This is a genomic window from Nosocomiicoccus sp. HMSC059G07 (assembly GCF_001815515.1).
Lineage (GTDB): Bacteria > Bacillota > Bacilli > Staphylococcales > Salinicoccaceae > Nosocomiicoccus > Nosocomiicoccus ampullae_A.
Window position 1 is genome coordinate 37,284 of record NZ_KV820788.1, and the last position, 23,145, is coordinate 60,428.

The 23,145-nt window shown below is 36.2% G+C and carries 22 protein-coding genes and 1 other RNA gene; 22 read left to right on the forward strand and 1 reads right to left on the reverse strand.

The annotated features are described in order from the left end of the window. The 22 genes from pgsB to HMPREF3029_RS01750 form a co-directional block, all read left to right on the forward strand. Positions 1-1,118, forward strand: a 1,118-nt coding sequence (pgsB, locus tag HMPREF3029_RS01650) for a poly-gamma-glutamate synthase PgsB (RefSeq protein WP_070709392.1), incomplete at its 5' end; no start/stop codon positions are given. Then, a complete protein-coding gene (gene pgsC, locus HMPREF3029_RS01655; RefSeq protein ID WP_040929441.1) occupies positions 1,115-1,579 on the forward strand; it encodes a poly-gamma-glutamate biosynthesis protein PgsC in 465 nt (154 codons plus the stop codon). The genes pgsB and pgsC, both read left to right, overlap by 4 nt. 15 nt (positions 1,580-1,594) lie before the next feature. Beyond that, the gene (locus HMPREF3029_RS01660; RefSeq protein WP_070709394.1) at positions 1,595-2,590 is read left to right on the forward strand and encodes a CapA family protein; all 996 of its coding nucleotides are present in this window, start codon (positions 1,595-1,597) and stop codon (positions 2,588-2,590) included. Then, the gene (locus HMPREF3029_RS09340; protein WP_168162109.1) at positions 2,580-2,717 is read left to right on the forward strand and encodes a hypothetical protein; all 138 of its coding nucleotides are present in this window, start codon (positions 2,580-2,582) and stop codon (positions 2,715-2,717) included. The genes HMPREF3029_RS01660 and HMPREF3029_RS09340 overlap by 11 nt, the downstream gene beginning before the upstream one ends. A gap of 15 nt (positions 2,718-2,732) precedes the next feature. Beyond that, on the forward strand, positions 2,733-4,286 hold the full coding sequence (locus HMPREF3029_RS01665; protein ID WP_070709400.1) for a gamma-glutamyltransferase: 1,554 nt from the start codon (positions 2,733-2,735) through the stop codon (positions 4,284-4,286). 98 nt (positions 4,287-4,384) lie between these two features. Then, complete coding sequence (locus HMPREF3029_RS01670) at positions 4,385-6,163, forward strand: DUF2207 domain-containing protein (protein WP_070709402.1); 1,779 nt, start codon at positions 4,385-4,387, stop codon at positions 6,161-6,163. A 71-nt stretch (positions 6,164-6,234) separates the two neighbouring features. Then, positions 6,235-7,242, forward strand: a complete 1,008-nt coding sequence (locus tag HMPREF3029_RS01675) for an LCP family protein (protein ID WP_083314944.1) — start codon at positions 6,235-6,237, stop codon at positions 7,240-7,242. A gap of 43 nt (positions 7,243-7,285) precedes the next feature. Then, on the forward strand, positions 7,286-8,074 hold the full coding sequence (locus HMPREF3029_RS01680) for a threonine/serine exporter family protein (protein ID WP_070709404.1): 789 nt from the start codon (positions 7,286-7,288) through the stop codon (positions 8,072-8,074). A gap of 8 nt (positions 8,075-8,082) precedes the next feature. Continuing rightward, a complete protein-coding gene (locus HMPREF3029_RS01685) occupies positions 8,083-8,538 on the forward strand; it encodes a threonine/serine exporter family protein (protein ID WP_070709406.1) in 456 nt (151 codons plus the stop codon). Beyond that, positions 8,535-8,780: a glutaredoxin family protein gene (locus tag HMPREF3029_RS01690; protein ID WP_070709408.1), complete on the forward strand. Its 246-nt coding sequence runs from the start codon at positions 8,535-8,537 to the stop codon at positions 8,778-8,780. Before HMPREF3029_RS01685 ends, HMPREF3029_RS01690 begins: the two co-directional genes overlap by 4 nt. Before the next feature lie 78 nt (positions 8,781-8,858). Further along, a complete protein-coding gene (gene pgk / locus HMPREF3029_RS01695; RefSeq protein WP_070709410.1) occupies positions 8,859-10,046 on the forward strand; it encodes a phosphoglycerate kinase in 1,188 nt (395 codons plus the stop codon). Between the two features lie 10 nt (positions 10,047-10,056). After that, entirely contained in the window at positions 10,057-10,812 is a 756-nt protein-coding gene (gene tpiA / locus HMPREF3029_RS01700; protein ID WP_070709412.1) for a triose-phosphate isomerase, read from the forward strand. Next, entirely contained in the window at positions 10,805-12,313 is a 1,509-nt protein-coding gene (gpmI, locus tag HMPREF3029_RS01705; protein WP_070709414.1) for a 2,3-bisphosphoglycerate-independent phosphoglycerate mutase, read from the forward strand. Before tpiA ends, gpmI begins: the two co-directional genes overlap by 8 nt. Before the next feature lie 28 nt (positions 12,314-12,341). Next, complete coding sequence (eno, locus tag HMPREF3029_RS01710) at positions 12,342-13,634, forward strand: phosphopyruvate hydratase (protein WP_070709416.1); 1,293 nt, start codon at positions 12,342-12,344, stop codon at positions 13,632-13,634. A gap of 70 nt (positions 13,635-13,704) precedes the next feature. Beyond that, positions 13,705-13,935, forward strand: a complete 231-nt coding sequence (gene secG, locus HMPREF3029_RS01715) for a preprotein translocase subunit SecG (protein ID WP_040929433.1) — start codon at positions 13,705-13,707, stop codon at positions 13,933-13,935. A 102-nt stretch (positions 13,936-14,037) separates the two neighbouring features. Next, entirely contained in the window at positions 14,038-14,775 is a 738-nt protein-coding gene (locus HMPREF3029_RS01720) for an alpha/beta hydrolase (RefSeq protein WP_070709418.1), read from the forward strand. 12 nt (positions 14,776-14,787) lie between these two features. After that, on the forward strand, positions 14,788-17,079 hold the full coding sequence (gene rnr / locus HMPREF3029_RS01725; RefSeq protein WP_070709420.1) for a ribonuclease R: 2,292 nt from the start codon (positions 14,788-14,790) through the stop codon (positions 17,077-17,079). 5 nt (positions 17,080-17,084) lie between these two features. Next, the gene (gene smpB / locus HMPREF3029_RS01730; RefSeq protein ID WP_068129936.1) at positions 17,085-17,549 is read left to right on the forward strand and encodes an SsrA-binding protein SmpB; all 465 of its coding nucleotides are present in this window, start codon (positions 17,085-17,087) and stop codon (positions 17,547-17,549) included. Between the two features lie 50 nt (positions 17,550-17,599). Continuing rightward, positions 17,600-17,955: a transfer-messenger RNA gene (gene ssrA / locus HMPREF3029_RS01735) on the forward strand. Between the two features lie 145 nt (positions 17,956-18,100). Continuing rightward, positions 18,101-18,808 (forward strand): WxL domain-containing protein, encoded by a 708-nt coding sequence (locus HMPREF3029_RS01740; protein ID WP_083302025.1) that lies wholly within the window; start codon positions 18,101-18,103, stop codon positions 18,806-18,808. Between the two features lie 58 nt (positions 18,809-18,866). Next, positions 18,867-19,874: a WxLIP family cell surface protein gene (locus HMPREF3029_RS01745; protein WP_083314945.1), complete on the forward strand. Its 1,008-nt coding sequence runs from the start codon at positions 18,867-18,869 to the stop codon at positions 19,872-19,874. Positions 19,875-19,885: 11 nt separating this feature from the next. After that, positions 19,886-22,279, forward strand: a complete 2,394-nt coding sequence (locus tag HMPREF3029_RS01750) for a carboxypeptidase-like regulatory domain-containing protein (protein ID WP_070622499.1) — start codon at positions 19,886-19,888, stop codon at positions 22,277-22,279. A 151-nt stretch (positions 22,280-22,430) separates the two neighbouring features. On the opposite strand, the gene HMPREF3029_RS01755 is transcribed toward HMPREF3029_RS01750, so the two are convergent. Next, positions 22,431-22,967, reverse strand: a complete 537-nt coding sequence (locus HMPREF3029_RS01755; protein WP_070622498.1) for a hypothetical protein — start codon at positions 22,965-22,967, stop codon at positions 22,431-22,433. Between the last annotated feature and the right edge of the window lie 178 nt (positions 22,968-23,145).

Genomic DNA, 23,145 nt, shown 5'->3' on the forward strand with positions numbered 1-23,145 from the left:
TCGGTATGTTAGATAAATATTTACATAATAGACGTTTAAAAAGAGTACCTCTTAGAATTAATATTAACGGTGTGAGAGGGAAGTCTACGATAACGCGTTTGACATATAGTATTTTAAGAGAAGCAGGATATAAGGTCGTTGGTAAAACGACAGGTACAGATGCACGGTTGTTATATTGGTATCAAAATGAAGAGGTTCCGATTGTACGTAAACCGCAAGGTGCGAATATAGGGGAACAAAGAGAGATTATTAGTAAAACTGTGAAGTCTGGTGCAAAAGCGATTGTGAATGAGTGCATGGCAGTGAACCCAGATTATCAGAAAGTATTTCAGCAAGACTTGTTAAAAGCAAATGTCGGTGCGATTGTGAACGTTATGGAGGACCATATGGACGTATTAGGTCCAACGTTAGATGAGGTCGCAGAGTCATTTGTCGCAACGATACCGAATAACGGTCACTTAGTCGTACTGAAAGGTCATTATGAAGAATTGTTTAAAAAAGAAGCAGCGAAAAGAAATACTGAAGTGATTATTACTGATCCGTCAGATGTTTCTGAAGAATATTTAAAGGAGTTTCCGTATTTAATATTCGCTGAAAACGTTGCGATTGCACTCGGTATTTCTAGAGTAATCGGAATTGATGACGATATCGCTTATAGAGGGATGTTAAAAGCACCTCCAGACTCTGGAGCAGTTGATATTGTGTCTTACGTGTCAAATGGTACGAATAATATATTTGTAAATGCATTCGCAGCGAATGAGCCGACATCGTCGATGGCAATACTAAAGAAAATTGAAGCATCCGGATATGAGTATGAGTCGAAAGTGTTATTACTGAATTGCAGATCGGACAGAGTGGACCGTACTAGACAATTCGTTGAAGACTTTTTACCGAATGTACAGTTTGATGCACTCATTTGTACAGGAAAATCCACACAGATGGTAACCGATTTTATGAAACATAGAAATGAGACATATATTAATTTAGAAGGTAAAAGCAATGAGGACGTATTAAACGAGATATTAAACATATCAAGAAACGTCCTACTATTTTGTGTCGGTAACATTCACGGACCAGGTAAAACAATTATTCAGTATATGGAGGATTTAAAAGAATGATTGGTACAGAACTCTATTTTTCACTGTTTACAGGGGTACTATTAAGTTTACTGTTTGCGGAAAGGTTTGGTATAAGCCCAGCAGGGCTAGTCGTTCCAGGATACCTCGCATTAATATTTGACCAACCAGTCATGTTATTTTCGATTCTAATTATTAGTTGTTTGACATATATCATTGTCGACAAAGTACTCAGCAAGATCATTATTTTGTATGGTAGAAGAAAATTCTCAGCGATGATTTTAACAGCAATGGTCTTAAAATTTATATTTGATGCGTCGTTTCCATATGCGCCGATACCCTATGACATGATTGAAATTACAGGGATAGGTATGGTCATCCCTGGTATTATCGCAAATACAATCCAAAGACAAGGTGTAGTCATTACGTTATCATCATCGCTATTCGTTACATTTTTAACGTATGCTCTATTAAATGTGTATAACTACGTTGTATTACTATAGTTAGGTGATTTAATAATGAAAAAACTAACACTTCAAGAAAAAATATTAAAATATATCAAACATAATAAACGTTCTAACTTAGTAATTGTACTAGCAATGCTAGTCATTAGTGTTATAAGTATATACTTTGTGAATAGAACATATACACCGATCGAAGTAGAGAGTTTTGAAACAGAAGACAGTCCGACTATTTTCTATACGGGGAATTTATATTTACAAGAATATAATGACATATTTGAGTCCGAGCACTTTCTAACAAGTTTACAGGGTCCCTTATTAGAAAATGAATTATCATTTACAAATATTGTGTTAGACAAACGAGTAAAGAATAAGAATGAGCAAATTAATGAGATACAAGACAATTACTTTACGGATTTAACATTTTTTAACAAAAATGTACCATACGTTGACCTCGTCGATGTCGAAAGAAATATCGGACTATCATTAGAAAATCCAAGTCTTGAAGACGTCGTTGAACATAATGTTGGAGAAAAGAAAATATCGTTTTTATCGTTTGTAGATAAGAGTTCAAAATTCATATCTAGTGAAATACCACAAATTAACCATGAATTAGAACCGAGTTTCTTTTTACCAAGAATTAAGCAGTTAAATAGTGATAGTGACTTAATCATAGTGAGTGTCACTTGGGGGATTCCAAACGAACGTGAAGTGACTACAAGACAAAGAGAACTTGCACACGCATTATCTGACGCCGGTGTCGATATTATTATCGGTAATAATAGCGTCGTTCAAGAAATTGAGAAATATAACGATACAGTTATCTTTTATAGTTTAGGAAACTTAGTGTCAAACGATTATATTTCAAACTATAAAAAGAGTATCGTCGTTCAGCACGATATAGAAAGCAATCAATTTAAAATCACACCTGTACAATATAAACACGGCACATTAACTAAAAACAATTTAAATTTCTTTGAGCAAAAAACGTTGTTCCAACAAATGCCGACACACACTTCATATAAGGATGGGGAGTTTTATTTTGAACAGTAAAAAGGTACTCATTTGGATTTTACTTATCGTCGTTGTCTGTTCAATGTATATTGCGATGTTTGTTAAGCAAAATGATGAACAGTTAAGTGAATCTGAACGAAAAATTATCGAATACTATACTAAATAAGTGGCGGTTATTATAATGAAAAAATATTTTCCTTTAATTGCATTAATATTATTGTTACTGACATCAGTCGCAATATATATGGTGAAAAATAATCGAGATATGATTTCTTTAGAAAAAGACAGTTTTAAAAATGAAAAGAATGAATCGTATTCCGTAACGTCAAGCGACTACCGAGCAAGCGAAGTCGGTCAAAAAATAATCGCAGACGGTGGGAACGCTGCAGATGCTGCGATAGGTGTTGCGTTTGCGTTAGCTATCGTCGAACCGTATGCTTCGGGACTTGGCGGAGGTGGAGCGTTATTATATTACGATGGTCAAATGGAAGCACCCGATGAAATCAAATATCAGAGTATATCATCAAGCGTATATGAGCAAGGTGATTTAATCGGAATTCCTGGACTCGTTAGAGGAATGGACTATTTACAAAAAGAGTATGGCAGTATGGAAATGGCAGAGATTTTAGATTATGTCATACCTTTAGCTGAAGACGGAATTACAGTCGATGCAAGATTTGCACAAAACCTCGCGTTATATAAAGAATATAATGACTTAGACAGTCCGTTTTATAAAGACGGTGAACCAGTAGCTAGTGGTGAAAAAATCACTCAACCGGAACTTGCAGACACTTTACAATACATTCAAGCATATGGCGCTGATGCATTTTACGAAATGCTTGGTGAGAGTATGACTGAAGAGTTTGAGCGTTTTAATGTCGAAGATTTTACGAATTATACTGCGACTAAAGGTGACGTATTAAGTATGGACTACCAAGGATCTACAGTATACACGCCGAGTAGCCCGCTCGGTGGAGTGTTTACGTTACAAGCGTTAGCAATCGATGAAATACTACGTGAACAAGACGGTGCGTCTTATAACTTTATACAATCTGTAAGTAACGCGAGAGATATTATGATGATTAACCGAGATATCGTGAGCGATATGGACGGTGATAGAATGCAGTATTTAGACAGATACTATATTGAGAATGAACTGTATCAATTAAATGATGTCGAGAGCGTCGAATATGAAGAAAATATTAATAACAACACCACACACTTTGTCGTCGTCGACAAAGAAGGACGTATGATTAGTGCAACGAATACGTTAAATAGATATTTTGGATCAGGTAAATATAGTAGTTTAGGATTTTACTTAAATAACTCTTTAGACAATTTTTCAAAAGATCCGATGAGTCCAAACTTCGGTGAACCAAACAAAACACCAAGATCATATACGAGTCCAACAATTATTGTGAATGACGATGGCTATATCGGTATCGGTACACCAGGTGGAAATATGATACCTACGGTCATATCACAAATTATCATTCAGTACTTTAATAACGATATGACATTAAAGTCAGCCATCAACCAAGGGAGATTATTTAAATCTAACGATCAAATTTATTACGAAGATTTTGCACAATTTGAATTGCTGGGTAATATTGATGAACTCGATTCGCCGATTAGAAAAATTAGTTCACCGAATGAATTCGGTAATATTCAGTCCGTCATTTATGACCGTGAAACTAAAGAAAGTCACAGATATTATGACCGAAACAATCGATAAAGAAGGCGAAACGCCTTCTTTTTTGTGTATATTAGTTTTGTTACAATTATAAGTAAGACAAAAGAAATAAATAATAATTTTTTAGAAAGAGGAATGTGATGAAGAAGTATATCGTATTTTTATTAAGTGTTTTACTTAGTTTAACTATAAGTTTTAAAGCACATGCAAATGAAATTGATAATATCAACATTCATATTGATATTAAAAAAGACGGTTCAGTAGAAGTGACTGAAGAACGAAAACAAAATATGGATGATGGTACAGAAAATTATATAGTGTTTAATGAAGACGATATGCAAGGTGCTAAATTAACACACTTTTCTGTAGACGGATTTAAAGAAGTAAAAGAATGGGATTCTGACTGGAAGCGTGATGAAAAAGCTGGTAAATATAGTGTTTTAAATACTGATGATGGTTTTGATTTAGTATGGGGAATTGGAGAGTATGGAGATAAGAATTATACCGTTCACTATACATTAACTAACATGGTAAAAAATTTAAAAGATGGACAGTCTATTTACTGGGATTTTAATACATTTACAGAACTACCGACTGATGAAATGACGATGACTATTTCATCATACGAACCATTCACTAAAGATAACGTTCGATTTTACGGATTTGGTATTGTTGGAAATATGCATTTAAAAGATGGAAACATCGTTTGGAAATCTAGTGAAGCTATGGATGGTAGTAACTATGCAACGGTACTTTTACAATTTGATTCGAAATTATTTAATACAAATGCTAATAAAGACAAAACGTTAGAAGAAGAAAGAAGTATGGCATTACATAATTCAAACTATAATGAGGATTATTTAGATAGTAATGAAACACTTGGGCCGAAGATGAGTCTTACAGGTAAAATTTTCTCAGGATTAGCGATTCTATTTGGAAGTATTGTTGGGTTATGGACGATTGCTGGATTATGGATCGCAAATCGTAAGAAAAAATCACGTGGTCATATTAAATCAGGGTATACAATTAAAAAGGACTTAAAAAATTCATCAACAAAAATACCACCGTCAAAAATGAACGATTATGCAGGGTACGCATACTTACTTAATCATTTAGACTATGCGTATTTTGAGCAGTTTATATCTGCATATTTAATAAAATGGCATCGAGATAATCGTATTGAAATTGAATTTGAAGATGACTCCAAAAAATTAAATAAAAGAAATACCTCAATTATTGTAAAAGATTATGAGACAGTGAAAGAGGAATACGGTAAATATTTTGAAGAAGCGCTAAAGCAAATTAAAAACGAAACATATAATGGAGATTATGAGTTATTATTATGGATGATGTTTTTAAATGCGATGGATGATCACAAAGTAATTACGAAAAAGAATCTAGAAAAGTGGTTTAAAAAGAATGCAACAGACGTTTCTAAAGTTGCAGATTACCTCGAAGATTACTCAAAAGAATATTTAAAGAAAAATGAATATATTAATATTGAAAAAGAAACAGCAGCATTTGTACCTTTTGAAGTTATAATACCAACCACTAAGGGACATGACTTAATTGAACACTTCGTTAAGTATAGTAATTACTTACAAAATGAAGATGAGAATACATGGTTAGAACGTGTTAAAAATGATGAAATTCAAACAGAAGAACTCATTTATATTTATTTACTTGGAGTAACAGATGAAATTGAATCAAGATTTAAAAAATATCATTTAAATAAATCTGAGGAGAATTATTTTTACCCAAATTACTTCTATCTCTTTAATAATACGACAAACTATATAAACACAGGACTATCCAGCGGTGGATTTAGTAGTTCTCAAGCATCCAGTGGTTTGGGTGGAGCTACTGGAATGGGAGGTGGCATGGGTGCCGGCGGAGGCGGCGGTGGTGGAGCAAGATAGCACCACTTTAGTATAAGCGCGTTAAAAATCATGCTATAATAGTGATGATTTTTATAGAAAGAGGCAACACTATGTCAGAATTTAGTAGAGTCGATCGTCTAAAAAACGAAGAGCGTGAGACTCCTATAGTTAAAGATAAAAAACCATCAAAACCTAAGAAAAAACGTAAAACTTTTAAACGAATTATACTAGTTTTACTCGCTTTACTGATAATATTTGCAGTGTTTTCTATATATAAGTTATTTAGTTTAAGCGATGATATACACGCACCTTTAAATCGTGAAACGTCATCGTATCGAAATAGTCCAGTTAGTCATTTGTCTGGATATCCAATTTCAGTCGTCATTTTTGGAGTGGACTCAGACAGTGAACGCGGTCTAGCGGGCGGAGAACGTAGTGACGCGATTATGCTACTTTCAATTAATCCGAAGAAAAAGACGACGATGATGGTCAGTATCCCTAGAGACACTCGAACAGAAATCGTTGGTTACGGAACGGTTGAAAAAATCAACCATGCGTATGCGTACGGTGGGCCAGATATGGCTGTTGATACGGTTGAGAACTTTATGGGTGCACCAGTTGATCATTACGTCGCGATGAATATGGATAGCGTCAAATTGTTAATTGATAGTGTCGGCGGTGTTAAAGTGAAGAGCAACGGTACATTTACTGTAAAAGGTATCGAGTTTGTTGAAGGTGAGACGTATCATATGGACGGAGATACGGCACTTAAATTTATTCGAAGCAGATACGAAGAAGGATCTGGTGGGGATAATGGCCGTCAAGAACGTCAACAGCTCGTCTTAGAGTCACTCGCAACTAAAATGTTAAGTCCAAGCGGTCTACTTCACATGAACACAGTGTTTGATACGTTAGGAGATAACGTTAGAACAGATTTATCTTCTAGAGAAATTAGTTTAATGGCACTTCGTTATTACGGAGCGAAAAACAATATTGAAAAGTATCAACTAGAAGGCGAAGATGTCGTTTTAGAAGACGGGTTATGGTACTTTATCCCAAATACAGAAAGTTTTTATGACATACAATCTAAGTATTTAGAAAATCTAGAGTTACAATAAAGCGTGGAATCACGCTTTATTTTTATATAAAAGAGGTGACACGATGTTAGACGTATTAGAAGAAGTCGAACGCCCCGATAGTAGTCTCAGTTTAAGGTACGTGCGTGACGTGTTCTTTGTGACGTTAAATGCAGGGAAAATGTTACTTGAAAATGGTGCAGAGACGTACCGAGTCGAAGACACGATGGAGCGTATCGCAAAACATTACGGGGTTGAAAACGTTCAAGTATTCGTAGCAACGACTGTAATTATATTGTCGATGAACGACTACGGATTATCTCAACAAATCCGAATTTTAACACGTAACAACAATTTAGAAAAAGTCGTCAATATAAACGAATTATCACGACAAATAATTACAAATGGGATGACGATTCAACAAGCGAAAAGTGCGCTCGATGATATTAGCGCTTCACGTACATTCCCATTATGGATGGTCGTCTTATTCGGTGGGGTTGCTGCGTCTATGTTTTTATTTATGTTTAACGGATCGATTAAAGACTTACCGATAACGTTATTTGCAGGTGCTTTAGGTGTATTCGTCACTGAATGGATTCAGCGTTATACAAAAATTAAGTTTTTTACAGAAATACTTGCGGCGTTTTTAATCGCATTATTTGCGCTTGTTTACGTGCGCTATAGTTTCGGAGTAAACATCGATACGATTATTATCGCTTCAGTGATGCCTCTTGTGCCTGGGGTGCCAATTACTAATGCACTGCGTGAATTAATACGCGGACACTTTTTAGCAGGGACGATGAAAGGCATTGAAGCGGGACTCACTGCTATTGCGATCGGTGCCGGTGTTGGAACGGTGTTTCTCATATTATAGGAGGTGAAATGAGTATGGTGTTTCTCGCACAATTTTTATTAAGTTTCTTTGCGTCATTTAGTTTCGGAATTATCTTTAACATACCGAGACGTCACCTCGCCGCGAGCGGAATAACAGGGGCGCTCGGTTGGGTGATGTATTACTTTTTAAGTCAGACGATAGGGATTGAACCACTCATTTCAAACTTCGTTGCGGCTATTACGATGACGAGTACAGCGATATTCTTTACGAAACGACTACAAGCGCCACTTATCGTATTTGTAACGTGTGGACTTATACCGTTAGTTCCTGGAGGTAAAGCGTACGAATCCGTACGTGCCGTCGTAGAAAATGATAATTTAGCTGCATTAGATTCAGGATTTCAAGCGGCACTTATCGCATTATCAATTGCGATGGGAATCATCATAACTGAAATGATGTATGAACTATTTAATATTATAAAAAGAAAGGTCTCAAACCGATGAAACTCGTATTATATACGTCACCAAACTGTAAGCTATGTGAAGATGCGAAGCTCCAATTAAATATAGCGTTAGAATCATTTAAAGACGTTGAAGTGAGTGAAGTCGATATTACGTCAGACGACACGTTACATGAACGATTTTTAATCCGGGTACCAGTTGTGATGCATGAAGAAGAAGTCGTACAAGAGGGGATTATCGACTTTTTTACGATTCATGAATATGTTGAAGGGGCGAAACAGTGATTCATCCCTTAACCGTTTAAAATAAATGTAAATAACGATATAATTAAGAGAGTGTATATTTTTATTTGGAGGATCTCAATGAAACAGACAATTAAGGATGTAGAATTTAAAGGAAAGACAGTACTCGTACGTGCGGATTTTAACGTACCGTTACAAGACGGTGAAATTACGAACGACAAGCGTATTAAAGCAGCACTACCGACGATACAATACACAATAGACGCAGGTGGTAAAGTCATCTTATTCTCACATTTAGGACGTGTAAAGACAGAAGAAGACTTAGAAGAGTTATCGCTATTACCAGTTGCGAAACGTTTAAGCGAACTGTTAGATAAAGATGTATTCTTTGTCAACGCGACGCGCGGTGAAGAATTAGAATCTTCGATTGAAGACTTAAACGAAGGAGACGTGTTACTCGTAGAGAACACGCGCTTTGAAGATTTAGACGGTAAAAAAGAAAGTAAAAACGATCCAGAGCTCGGTAAATATTGGGCGTCACTCGGGGATGTGTTTGTTAACGACGCATTCGGAACAGCACATAGATCTCACGCTTCAAACGTTGGGATTTCTGAACATTTACCTGCTGTGTCAGGATTTTTAATCGAAAAAGAAATCGACTTCTTAGGTGAAGCAGTATTAAATCCTAAACGCCCACTCGTTGCGATTTTAGGTGGGGCAAAAGTATCAGATAAGATTACTGTAATTGAAAGCTTACTTGAAAAAGCAGATAAGATTTTAATTGGTGGCGGTATGGCGAACACGTTTTTACGTGCTCAAGGCTATGACACTGGAAAGTCACTCGTTGAAGAAGATAAACTCGATCTCGCAAAATCTCTTCTTGAAACAGGCAAAGATAAACTCGTCTTACCAGTTGACGTTGTTGCAGCTAAAGAATTTAGTAACGACAGTGAGCACGCTGTAAGAGACGCTTCAGAGATTGAAGCAGATGAAATGGCATTAGACGTTGGTCCAAAAACAGTAGAATTGTTTGAAGAAGTTCTAAAGGACGCGAAAACAGTCGTATGGAACGGACCGATGGGTGTGTTTGAAATGTCTAATTTCGCACAAGGTACGATTAAAGTATGTGAATCACTTGCGAAGCTAGAAGACGCAATTACGATTATCGGTGGTGGAGACTCTGCAACAGCAGCTGAACAGCTCGGCTTTGAAGAAGACTTCTCACACATTTCTACAGGTGGCGGAGCGTCACTCGAATTTTTAGAAGGTAAAGAATTACCAGGAATTAAAGCATTAAATGATAAGTAAGGAGATAGTTATGCGTACACCATTTATTGCAGGAAATTGGAAGATGCACAAAACAGTTAGTGAAGCAGAAGCATTTTTAAAAGAATTATTAAATAAAGATTTACCGAGTGGAGTAGATGCGGCGATTTGTGCGCCGTTTATTCATCTCGATAGACTCGTCAAAGGAACAAATGAAAGTATTGGTATAGGTGCAGAAAATGGCCACTTTGAAGATCAAGGTGCATTTACTGGTGAAGTATCTATAGATAGCTTAAGTGATTTAGGTGTTGACTACGTCATTATCGGTCACTCAGAACGACGTGAAATGTTTAATGAAACAGATGAAGACGTCAATAAAAAAGTGTTAAAAGCACTAGAAAAAGATGTTATACCAATTGTTTGTTGTGGTGAAACGTTAGAAGAGCGTGAAAACAACACGTATACTGAAAAAATTACGACTCAAATTGAAGCAGCTTTTAAAGGTGTCAGTGAATCAGATGCTAAAAAAGTTGTCGTTGCGTACGAACCAATTTGGGCAATCGGTACAGGTAAAAGTGCGACAAGTGAAGACGCAAATTTAATGTGTCAACTTGTTCGTGAAACAATTGAAAAATTATTTAATAAAGACGTGAGTGAAGCGGTACGTATTCAATATGGTGGTTCTGTAAAACCAGAAAACGTTAAAGAGTATATGAGTGAACCTCACATTGACGGTGCACTTGTCGGTGGTGCGTCACTAGAAGTCGAAAGTTTTGTGTCACTATTAGAAGGTGCTAAAAATGAGTAAGCCAGTTGGTTTAATAATATTAGATGGTTTCGCGTGCCGTGAAGAAACTTTTGGTAACGCAGTAAAGCAAGCAAAAAAGCCGAATTTTGATCGTTATATAAAAGAATATCCGAACAATAAATTAGTCGCTTGTGGAGAAGACGTTGGACTACCAAAAGGTCAAATGGGTAACTCTGAAGTCGGGCATTTAAATATTGGTGCTGGACGTATCGTTTACCAAAGTCTAACGCGTATTAATAAATCGATTGAGTCTAAAGAATTTTATAAAAATCAAACTTTAAACAACGCGATTGACCACGCGTTAAAAAATGATAGCACACTCCATGTGATGGGACTACTTTCAGATGGCGGTGTACATTCCCATTACGATCATATGTTTGAGATTTTAAAACTCGCAAAAGATAAAGGTGTAAAAAAAGCGTACGTTCATGGATTTTTAGATGGACGAGACGTGGACCAGCAATCTGCATTAAATTATATTGATAGAGCTGAAGAAGAGTTTGAAAGAATAGGTTTAGGTGAATTTAAAACTATTTCAGGACGTTACTACGCAATGGATAGAGATAAACGTTATGAGCGTACTAAAAAGGCACATGACGCAATTCACTACGGTGCAGGACCATTGTTTAAAACGGCACGTACCGGTGTAGAGCGTGCGTATGAGGTTGAGATTTACGACGAGTTTGTTTCGCCGTTTATCGTCGGACAAAAAGAAAGATTTTTAAAAGATAACGATTCGATGATCTTTTATAACTTTAGACCAGACCGTGCGGTTCAATTATCTGAAGTGTTTGCGGAAAAAGGTTTTGATGAGTTTTTAATCGAACCATTTGAAAACGTAAAATTTACGACGTTTACGAAATATGATGATAGCATCGACGCGAGTATCGTGTTTGAAAAAGAAGATTTAGTAAATACGATCGGTGAAGTCGTTTCAAATGCCGGAATGAGTCAGTTACGTATTGCAGAAACTGAAAAGTATCCACACGTCACGTACTTTATGTCAGGTGGCCGTCACGAAGAATTTAATAACGAAGAACGCATTCTCGTGAACTCGCCAAAAGTCGCAACGTATGACTTAAAACCTGAGATGAGTGCGTACGAAGTAAAGGACAAAGCGATTAATCGTCTTAAAAAAGGCAACTTAGACATGATGATTTTAAACTTCGCAAATCCAGATATGGTCGGACATAGCGGAATGTTAGAACCGACAATTAAAGCAGTGGAAACAGTTGACGAATGTCTTGGTGAAATTGTCGATGAGATTATCTCTCAAGGTGGTGTTGCAGTCATTACTGCAGACCACGGTAACGCTGACGAAGTCGTACAACTAAACGGGGAACCGATGACCGCACATACGACAAACGACGTTCCGGTCATCGTTACTAAAAAAGGTGTAAATGTAACGAGTGGTCGACTTGCAGATTTAGCACCGACAGTGTTAGATTTATTAGGTATAGACCAACCAAAAGAAATGACGGGTAAAACTTTATTACAATAAATAATTATAAAATAAAAGGAGATTAACCATGCCTAAAATTATTGATATTTATGCGCGTGAAGTATTAGATTCAAGAGGTAATCCAACAGTTGAAGTTGAAGTATTAACGGAAAGTGGTGCATTTGGACGTGCAATCGTTCCGTCTGGTGCATCAACAGGTGAACATGAAGCAGTTGAATTACGCGACGGTGATGACCGTTATTTAGGTAAAGGTGTACAACAAGCAGTAGAAAACGTAAATGATATTATCGCTCCAGAAATTATCGAAGGCGAATTTTCAGTACTTGAGCAAGTATCATTAGATAAAGTACTCATCGCATTAGATGGTACAAAAAATAAAGCAAAACTCGGTGCGAACGCAATATTAGGTGTGTCAATGGCAACTGCACATGCAGCAGCAAACTACTTAGGCCAACCACTATACAAATATCTAGGTGGATTTAACGCAACAGAACTTCCAGTACCGATGATGAACATCATCAACGGCGGAGAACATGCTGACAACAACGTCGACATTCAAGAGTTTATGATCATGCCAGTTGGTGCGAAAACATTTAAAAAAGCTTTACAAATGGGTACGGAAGTATTCCACGAGTTAAAGAAAGTGTTACAAGATAAAGGTCTTCAAACAGCAGTTGGTGACGAAGGTGGATTTGCACCGAACTTAGACTCAAACGAAGAAGCACTTGAAACGTTAATTACAGCAATTAAAAGTGCAGGATTTACACCAGGTGAAGATATCGTACTTGCGATGGACGTTGCTTCTAGTGAGTTTTACAATGCAGAAACAAAAACATACGAGTTAAAAGGTGAAGGTAAATCATTCACAGCTTCAGAACTTGTGGATTGGTACATTCAGTTATGCGATAAATATCCGATCATTTCGATTGAAGACGGGTTAGATGAAAACGACTGGGACGGCCATAAAGAGTTAACAGAAAAATTAGGCTCTAAAGTACAACTTGTTGGGGATGACCTATTCGTTACGAACACTGAAAAACTTGAAAAAGGTATCGAAGAAGGCGTCGGTAACTCTATTTTAATTAAAGTAAACCAAATCGGTACGTTAACTGAAACATTCGAAGCTATCGAAATGGCAGCACGTGCAGGATACACATCAGTCATTTCACACCGTTCAGGTGAAACAGAAGATACGACAATTGCAGACATCGCTGTAGCAGTAAACGCAGGTCAAATTAAAACAGGGGCACCGTCACGTACAGACCGCGTTGCGAAATACAATCAGTTACTAAGAATCGAAGACGAATTATATGAAACTGCCATTTACAAAGGTAAGGATGCGTTCTTTAACTTACGCTAATTATGTAGTTGATTACGGTATCGAATACTGATATAATATGTAACGATATAGCAAGTAGGGGGAACACGCGATGTATACAGCTTTAATCGTATTACTGATCATTGTGTGCATTTCACTTATCGCGGTCGTTTTACTCCAGTCAGGTAAGAGTGCTGGACTATCAGGAGCAATAAGTGGTGGTGCAGAACAGCTCTTTGGTAAACAAAAAGCAAGAGGTATGGATTTAATATTACACAGAACGACAGTCGTTTTATCTGTCATGTTCTTTTTAATAATGATTCTATTAACATATGTCAGTTAATACTACACGCCGGGGTGTTTAATCACCTCGGCGTTTTATTGTTTTCGTCGTTCTTTATCTTCTATTATATATCTCGTACAATAGATGTAAGGAGTGGTACGAATGAAAGTAAGAATGCCTGGAAATTTTGCGTTTAGTGAAAGTACGAAAGACTATGCGGTACTTTTACTTCATGGATTTACAGGAAATACGTCAGACGTGCGACAACTCGGAAGATTTTTAGAAAAAAATGAAGTTCCGAGCTACGCATTTAACTATGAAGGGCATACTGAAAGCCCAGAAAACATATTAAAATCCTCACCATATGTGTGGTATAAACAAGCAATTGATAAGTATGACGAGTTAAAAGAATCGTATGACAAAGTATTTGTCGTTGGTCTATCGATTGGTGGCGTGCTTGCGTTAAAGTTATCGATGGACCGAGACGTTGAAGCGGTAGCGACGATTTGTTCGCCTATGACGCTAAAAACGGAAAGTGAATTACTTAATAACTTTAAAATATACGCTGAGATGTTTAAAAAACGTTTTGAACATAAAGAAGACGGGCAAATTAAAAGAGAGTTAGAAAGTTACACCGATGCATCGATTTTTACAGATATTAAGAAGATTATAGGAAGTACGAGAGATCGCCTCGGAGAAGTGACAGAACCAATATTTGTCGCTCAAGGAAAACTCGATGATGTGATTGATATAAATAGTGCTGAAATAATCATCGATGAAGTCGGCAGTGACGATAAAGAAGTAAAATACTATGAAAACTCTGGTCACGTTTTAACGATTGACAAAGACCAAGAAGAATTATTTGAAGATTATTACGCGTTTTTAAACCGTAATTTATAGGAGGACTTATTCATGAGAGATTTTAAAGACGAAGTGTTAGAAATAATTGATCGTGATACGTATACACCGATGACAACTGAAGCGTTTGAAAGTGAACTGGATATTCACGACGCAGAAGATTTTAAAGCACTCATTAAAGCTTTAGTCTCTCTTGAAGAGTCGGATATTATACGTCGCACAAAGAAAAATAAGTACGTCAAAGTTGTAACGTCAAAAGTCGTTAAAGGTACGCTATCTATGCATAAGCGTGGATTTGCGTTTTTACGTCCGGAAGAAGAAGGAGTAGATGACGTATTTATTCCACCAAATGAAATTAACGGCGCATTAGACGGAGACACTGTACTCTGTACGATAGAAGAGTCGATGCGTGGTGAGAATCATGAAGGTCGCGTCGTAAAAATTATCGAACATAACGTGACAAAGCTCGTCGGTAAATATGAAGGGTCAAAAGGATTCGGATTCGTCGTACCGGATTCCCTTACGTATAATACGGATATTTTTATCCCAAGTGGGCAAAATTTAGGTGCAGTTTCCGGTCATAAAGTGCTCGTTGAAATTACGAAATTCCCAAAAAATAACACCGATAATCCAGAAGGTCATATTACAAAAATTCTCGGACATGAAAATGATCCGGGTGTCGATATTTTATCTATCGTTTATAGTCACGGTATCGATATCGACTTTAGTGATGACGTACTTGAACAAGTCGAAAACATTCCAGACCACGTGCTTGAAGAAGAAAAGAAAGGTCGCGTCGATTTAACGAAGCAAATGACGATTACAATCGACGGAGAAGACGCAAAAGATTTAGACGATGCGATTTCTGTCGAAAAGTTAAGTAACGGAAACTACGAGTTGACAGTAAGTATTGCGGACGTATCACATTACGTAAAAGAAGGGACACCACTCGATAAAGAAGCGTATAACCGAGCGACGAGTGTTTATTTAGTCGACCGAGTGATACCGATGTTGCCGCATAAATTATCAAACGGTATATGCTCGTTAAATGAAGGTGTCGAGCGACTTGCGATGACGTGTCAGATGGAAATCGATATGAATGGAACAGTCGTAAATCATCGTATTTTTGAAAGTGTCATTCAGTCGGACAAACGTACGACATACACGGCAGTTAACAAAATATTAGAAGAAGACGATGAAGCGACAAAAATCTCACACGGTGAAATTACAGACATGATTATCCATGCGGGTGAACTCGCTAAAATATTACGCCGTAAACGAGATAAACGTGGTGCGCTAGACTTTGACTTTAACGAAGCACAAATCATCGTTCAACGTGACGGCACGCCTGAAGATATCGTTTTACGTAACCGCGGTAAAGGTGAGAAGTTAATCGAAGAATTTATGCTCGTATCGAACGAGACGATCGCTGAGAACTTCCACTGGCTCGATTTACCGTTTATTTACCGTATTCACGAAGATCCAAAAGAAGATAAACTTCGTCAATTCTTCGAGATTTTAACGAGCTTTGGTATTTTCGTGAAAGGTAAAGGGAATAAAATTCACCCAAACGCGTTACAAGAAATTTTAGATGAAGTAAAAGATACCCCTGAAGATACAGTCATTTCGATGATGATGTTACGTTCGATGCAACAAGCGAAATATTCATATCAATCACTCGGACATTTCGGGTTATCGACAGAATTCTACACGCACTACACAGCGCCGATTCGTAGATATCCGGATTTAATGGTACACAGATTAATTCGTACGTATTTAATCGAAAAAGATACGAGTCCAGCAACGATTCAAAAATTTAAAGAAAAGTTACCAGAAATTGCGTCGCATTCATCTGAACGTGAACGCCGAGCAGTAGATGCTGAACGCGATACGAACGACCTCAAAAAAGCAGAGTATATGCAGCAGCATATCGGAGAACGCTTTGAAGGGGTTATATCAGGCGTCATGAACTTCGGTATGTTCGTTGAACTACCGAATACAGTCGAAGGACTCGTTCATATGAACAACTTAGGTGACGACTATTATAACTATAACGAGCGTATGATGGCGTTAATCGGTGAACGCACAGGGAAAGTCTTTAGAATGGGCGATAAAGTAGAAATCGAAGTTGAAAACGTCAATATCGCAGAGCGTTTAATCGATTTTACAGTCGTTGGAATAACACCGCGTAAAAAAGTAAAAGAAGAACAAAAAGACAAGCAAAAACCGAAATATATCGATTCTAATGGTCGTAAAAAAGACAAAGTGAGAGACCAAACGAAAAAACCGAAAGGCAAAAAGCCATTCTATAAAAGTGCGCCGAAAAGAAATAGAAAGAGGAAGTAAATGATATGAAGAAACATCACGGAAAAGTACTCGCTCAAAACAGAAAAGCAAGTCATGATTATATCATTGAGGATACGATTGAAGCGGGGATCGTATTAAAAGGGACTGAAATCAAATCGATTCGTAAGGGATCTGTTAGTTTACAAGACGCATTTTGCCGTGATTTTAAAGGTGAAATGTTCGTCTACAACATGCACGTCGCCCCTTACGAAGAAGGGAATAGATTTAACCACGACCCGTTAAGACAACGAAAGTTACTGCTCCATAAAGCGCAGATCGACCGACTGATCGGTTATTTGCATAATCCAGGTCATGCACTCATTCCACTTAGACTCTACATTAAAAACGGAGTATGTAAAGTGCTGATTGGATACGCAAAAGGTAAAAAGAAATACGATAAGCGTCACGACTTAAAACAAAAACAAATGAAACGAGACATCGACCGTGCGCTAAAAGAGAGAAACCAATAACTTGAAATGAAAAAGCGAATAATGATATAATAATCATTACGCAAATAAACGGGGACGTTCTGGATTCGACAGGGGTTATTGAGCACTTTAAGCGTGTCGGAGGTTTCGACTTCGTTACGAACGATACTCAGTTATAATAACTGGCAAAACTAACAATCTCGTAGCTGCATAATTTCAGCTACATCGTCTCGTACGTTTTCTTGTGACCTACTGAGACGATTCAACTTTAGCAAGATATACTAGAAGTCTTCCGTCTGCAGACTTCTAGAAGAACTTAATCAGACTAGCATGAATTGTGGAACGTTCTCTTCCGGCGTTCATGCGAAACATTAATTGAGAACTACACACGTAGAAAGAAGTGTAGCAAGATCCTTGGACGCGGGTTCAACTCCCGCCGTCTCCATATATTTTTACATCAATGAGATTACTTCACAAGCTATAAAGTAGTCTCATTTTTTATTTTAAAATATCGACTTTTAGTTCGAATAAGTGTATAGTTTTATTGTTAGATTAGATAGAAACTAAAGATATATAGAAAGTAGGAAATAAATTTGAAAAAGAAATTATTATTATCAGCACTCACATTAAGTGCGACATCTTTTTTAGTTGCAGCTCCAATGCTAGCAGCACAACACCAGCAAGCGGAATCAGAGGCAAAGGTTAATTTTACAGCACCTGAAGATGAACCTGAAATTTTAGACCCTGAAACATTACAGCCAGGTACTCCAGAAGATGGTAATGTTACAGGTAATACAGGACCATTATCTTTAGATTTTGTTTCTAATATAGATTTTGGTACACACGAAATTTCAACTGCAGCTGCTAAGTACGAGTCGGTTAGTGAAAGACCATATATTCAAGTTTCCGATCGTCGTGGTACTGGACAAGGTTGGAGTGTAAGTGCTCAAGCTTCTCATTTCACTCAAAACGGTACGAACACTTTAGAGGGTGCAGTTATTTCATTCTTAAATGGTGAAGCAGCCTCTCCAGTACAAGGAGTTAATCCACCGTTAGTAAACAATAATATCGTTTTAAATACTGGTGGAGACAGTGCATCAGTTGTTAATGCTGAAGGTCGTTCAGACAATGCACAAATTGGAACAGCACAAGGTCTTGGAACATGGATTGTTAAGTGGCTAAAAGGTGACGGAGAAACAAACGAAAAAGTAACTTTAGATGTTCCACAAGGTGCCGCTTCAGCAGGTGAACATACATCTACAATTACTTGGACTTTATATGATGGACCTGGTAACCAGTAATATAAGCGAAAATCTTAACCCTGAACAGTAGTTCGGGGTTTTTCTTTAGAGGAAGTTGATGATGAAAAGAATTACATGGATATTGCTATCTATACTACTATTATTTAATATCGCACCTACAGCATTAGCAAGTGAAGAAGTTCCGTATTCTTTACGTACGATTTTACCGGACAGTCAAGTTGATTCTGAGAAGACATACTTTGATTTAGCAGTTGAAAAAAATACTACAGAGAAATTACAAGTAGAAGTATTTAATAACTCAAATGAACCAATCGAAGTTAAAGTTAGCGCAAATAAAGGAGCGACAAACAGTAATGGATTACTTGTTTACGATGGTTCAATTAAAGAGTTCGATAACTCTTTAAAATATAATTTTACTAAAATGACAGATGTACTCACACCGACGTTAAAAATTGAGCCATATGAGAAGGCAATCGCAGAATTTTCTATTCAAATGCCAGAAAAAGATTTCGATGGCACGATTTTAGGTGGCTTAAGATTTTTACTTATAGATGATTCAAAAGAAGACTCTTCCGGTGTACAAATTAAAAATAACTACGCGTATGAAATTGCAGTTGTTCTAAATGACAAAAATAGTAATAAAAAATTGCAAGAAGAAATTGAAATAAATCGTGTTAACCCTGGATTAATTAATAATAGAACAGGTTTAAATGTTGAATTTAGCAATAAGCAACCATTACTAATGACAAATTCAAAAATCGAGGGTGCTGTATTTAAGAAGGGGAACGATACACCATTATACGAAAGAAAAGATGACAACTTTTCAATCGCACCAAATGCTTTATTTAATCATCCTATATCTTTTAATAATGAAAAATTAAAAAAAGGTAAGTATGTTTATAAAGGAACGATTACAACGGATAATGAAACATTTGAATTCGAGAAAGAATTTGAAATTACTGAAGAAACTGCAAAAGAAGCGAATGACAATGCTGTAGAAGTTGAAAAAACTGACTGGAAAACATTTGCATTAATCATTGCAGGCATGACTATTTTTGGTTTATTAATACTGTTAATACTCATGGTAATACGAAAGAAAAAGTAGGGTGAATTAATATGATAAAGTATTTAAACTTAATATTATGTATTTTATTAATGACGCCCGCAACTCTCGTACAAGCGGCAGAAATGACGGCAGTAAATTCATGTAATGTTAATTATTCAGTAGATATAGTAGATTCTAAAACTATTAAAGGTACTGGAAATAATGAAAAACCGGTTGAGCTTTATGTTAATGAACAATTTGTAGAAGAAACAATTGTAAATGATGGAGAATATCTTTTTTCCTTATCTACCGCTTTAGAGGATGAGGATAAAGTAAAACTCATTAGTGAAAACAATATTCTAAGCATAGATTATAAGATAGATGCAGACAATACGAAAAGCTTTGACGACATATACCAATGTGAAACAACTGAAGAATCAAACGAATCATACGATGAAGAAGAGACCGAAACAGAAGATACCGAGGATGATAAAGAAGCAACAGACATATCTGAAAGCAATGGTAATAAAGAAGATGAGTTAGAAGTCGCTAAAGAAGAAAAGAAAATAGCAACGCGTTCTACAACAGAACGCCAGTTTGAAGCAGGGAAATGCCCAACAGCAGAGGAGTACAATACATCAAAAAGTAATTTGATTGGATCGGTAATTTCGAAATCTGTTACTGGTGAAGTAAGATGTGTAAGTACAGCTGATGAATTCAATAAAGCGATATATGCTAGAAATGTTGAAGTGATACTATTTACAAACGATATTTCTACGGATAGGAATCAATACATTTATTCAAATTATAATCAAAAAATTTTAGACGGTAATGGTTACTCTTTAAATATCGGTACTAGCAGGCTCTATAATACGAGTATTTCTGAGATAGCTGTTATGAACTTTTCAAACTTATCTACTACCAACCGAGATAAAAATGAAGGTATGTTTAGATCGAACCATGCGAGCCAACTTCGTTTAAAAGATGTTGCTTTTAATGGCAGTCATATCGGTGCAAGTTGGGAAAGTGTACTTCATGTATATGGTAATGTCACAATAAACGCGAGTGCAGGCTACGCTGCATATTATAGATTTTACGAAATTCATAACGGAGCAAATTTCACAGTGAATGGTGCACTTGGAGGTTTATATGCACAATCAAATAAGACAGTGAATGTACAACTAAATGGAATTAGAGTCGGAGAAAATGCGGTAGCAAATGTTACTGCGAATAACGGTGTAGCATTATATTCAGGAGGGGATTATCAAAAATATGTTGAATCAGGTGCGAACAGTCGCTTATCTTTAAAATCTTTAAATTCAAATGCGGTTCAATTCAGTGATGATAAAGACTTTTTCATTACTGCGCATCACGATGGAGAAATTATTTTAGAAAGTTTGAATAGCCCAGTGACATCACAAGGAATAGGAGCTATTACAGTGGACGATCATGGTAGTCTAATCGTTCGTAAAACTGGTAATTCAAGTGCACCTTTATTCTCAACTAACAGTGCGGTGACACTCAATGTCTATTATCCTAATGTGGTAGATTTTGACAATATGAATGGTCCGATTTTCCCTACAGAAAATGTGCTTAAAACTTTTAACGTAAACTATGTAAGTATGGAAGGCTATGCAACTCAAAATAAAACACCGGATTATAAAACAAATATGTTAAACGGTTCATTTACAATGAGTGGAAATACTACTAATGCAGATTCATCGATTAAAAAAGTTGCTCCAAATTTTAATCAAGAATTTAAATCTACCTTGAAAAGAATAAGGATGATTGGAGATATTAAAGTTAATATAAAAGTGAATGAACCTGTTACAGATGAAAGTACTAAGATTACCGGTACTGCTACAGCTAATCGTAAAATTAAAATGCTTAATACACGTACAAATAAAGTGTATGAAACGACTAGTGACAATACAGGCAAATTTACTTTTAATAATATTCCAATAGGTGACTTAAAAGATGATGACAAGCTTAAGTTTTTTGTAGTAGTTGATAAATATGAAATACCAAGCGCTGAAGTTATTGTTGAAGGTACAATTTTAGAATTACTACCAGTTGAAGATATTGTATTTAAAGACACAAAAATCACCAATGTTGGAGAGTCAATTATTAAAAGAAAGAGTAACCCTCATAAAGTGAAAGTGAGAAGTACTAAAAAAAGTGATTTTTCAGTAAGTGTCTATAGTAAAACACCGTTAACACATACAAATGGAATTGATCAGCTTAAAAATGCACTTTACTTCGTAAAAAATAAAGATTTTAAACTGATTGAAGGGGAAGTAAATAGACAAACAGTCGGTAAAAAGTCTGATGCTACAAAAAGTGGAGATGAATTTCACTTTAATTTTAATGAAGATGAAGGAATTTTATTAAAAACAAATCCAGCGACTGCTCAAAGAGGTAGTTATCAATCAACACTAGTGTGGACGTTAACAGATGGACCATAAAGTATAAACATTTCAATTAAAACAGAGTGTTATTTAACCGAGGTCTCAGAATATAAAGCTTTATAGGTTAGGGTTTCAAAGTAGCAAGTGTCAAATATGTGTCAAGTGTTTAATTATGAAATTCAAAAGAAGTATCAACTTTAATAAGTTGTTACTTCTTTTTCTTTGGCCAAATAAAAAATGAAATTGTGATAATCAAGTCTACTACAATTACAATCGTCCAAACGTTCGTTACTCCATCTAATGCTTGTGTCTCTTCATTATTGTGGACGAGTATTTTTATCAGATAAAGTAATCCAGTTCCTATTACGTACGCAATAATGTGTTTCATGAACGACTTTGCATATAGTTTTGCATAGTCATATCCAAATATTTGCCCTGGCTTTTCTCCTTGCTTCATTACATAATATCTAAATCGATCATCAAACCAGCGGATCATATCTCTACCAAACACTAGTGACACAGCAATATACAAGGCAGCTATCGCATGTGGATATCCTGCTGTTGCTCCGTTCATCAAATCAAACGTCGTCACTATCAAAAGCACCACATCAATCACTGGTGTCATTGCTAAAAATATAAAACCTAACTTTTCTTTTCTAAAAATATATCTAAACACTAACCCTATGGCAATTACTACCCAAAAGGCGATTTCACAAAATACAATTAACCAAGCGATGTAACTCATAGACACCAACTCCTCAAATAGGCTACTTGAATTATATTCTATTTAAATAATTAAAAACAATCATTATTATGCTTCTTCATGTGTGAGGTAAATAATTTTTCTTGAGTTTTAGTCAAAATAGTATATAATTCATATCACTACTTATAAAATACCAAAATCTCAAAAAAGGTAATTAAGG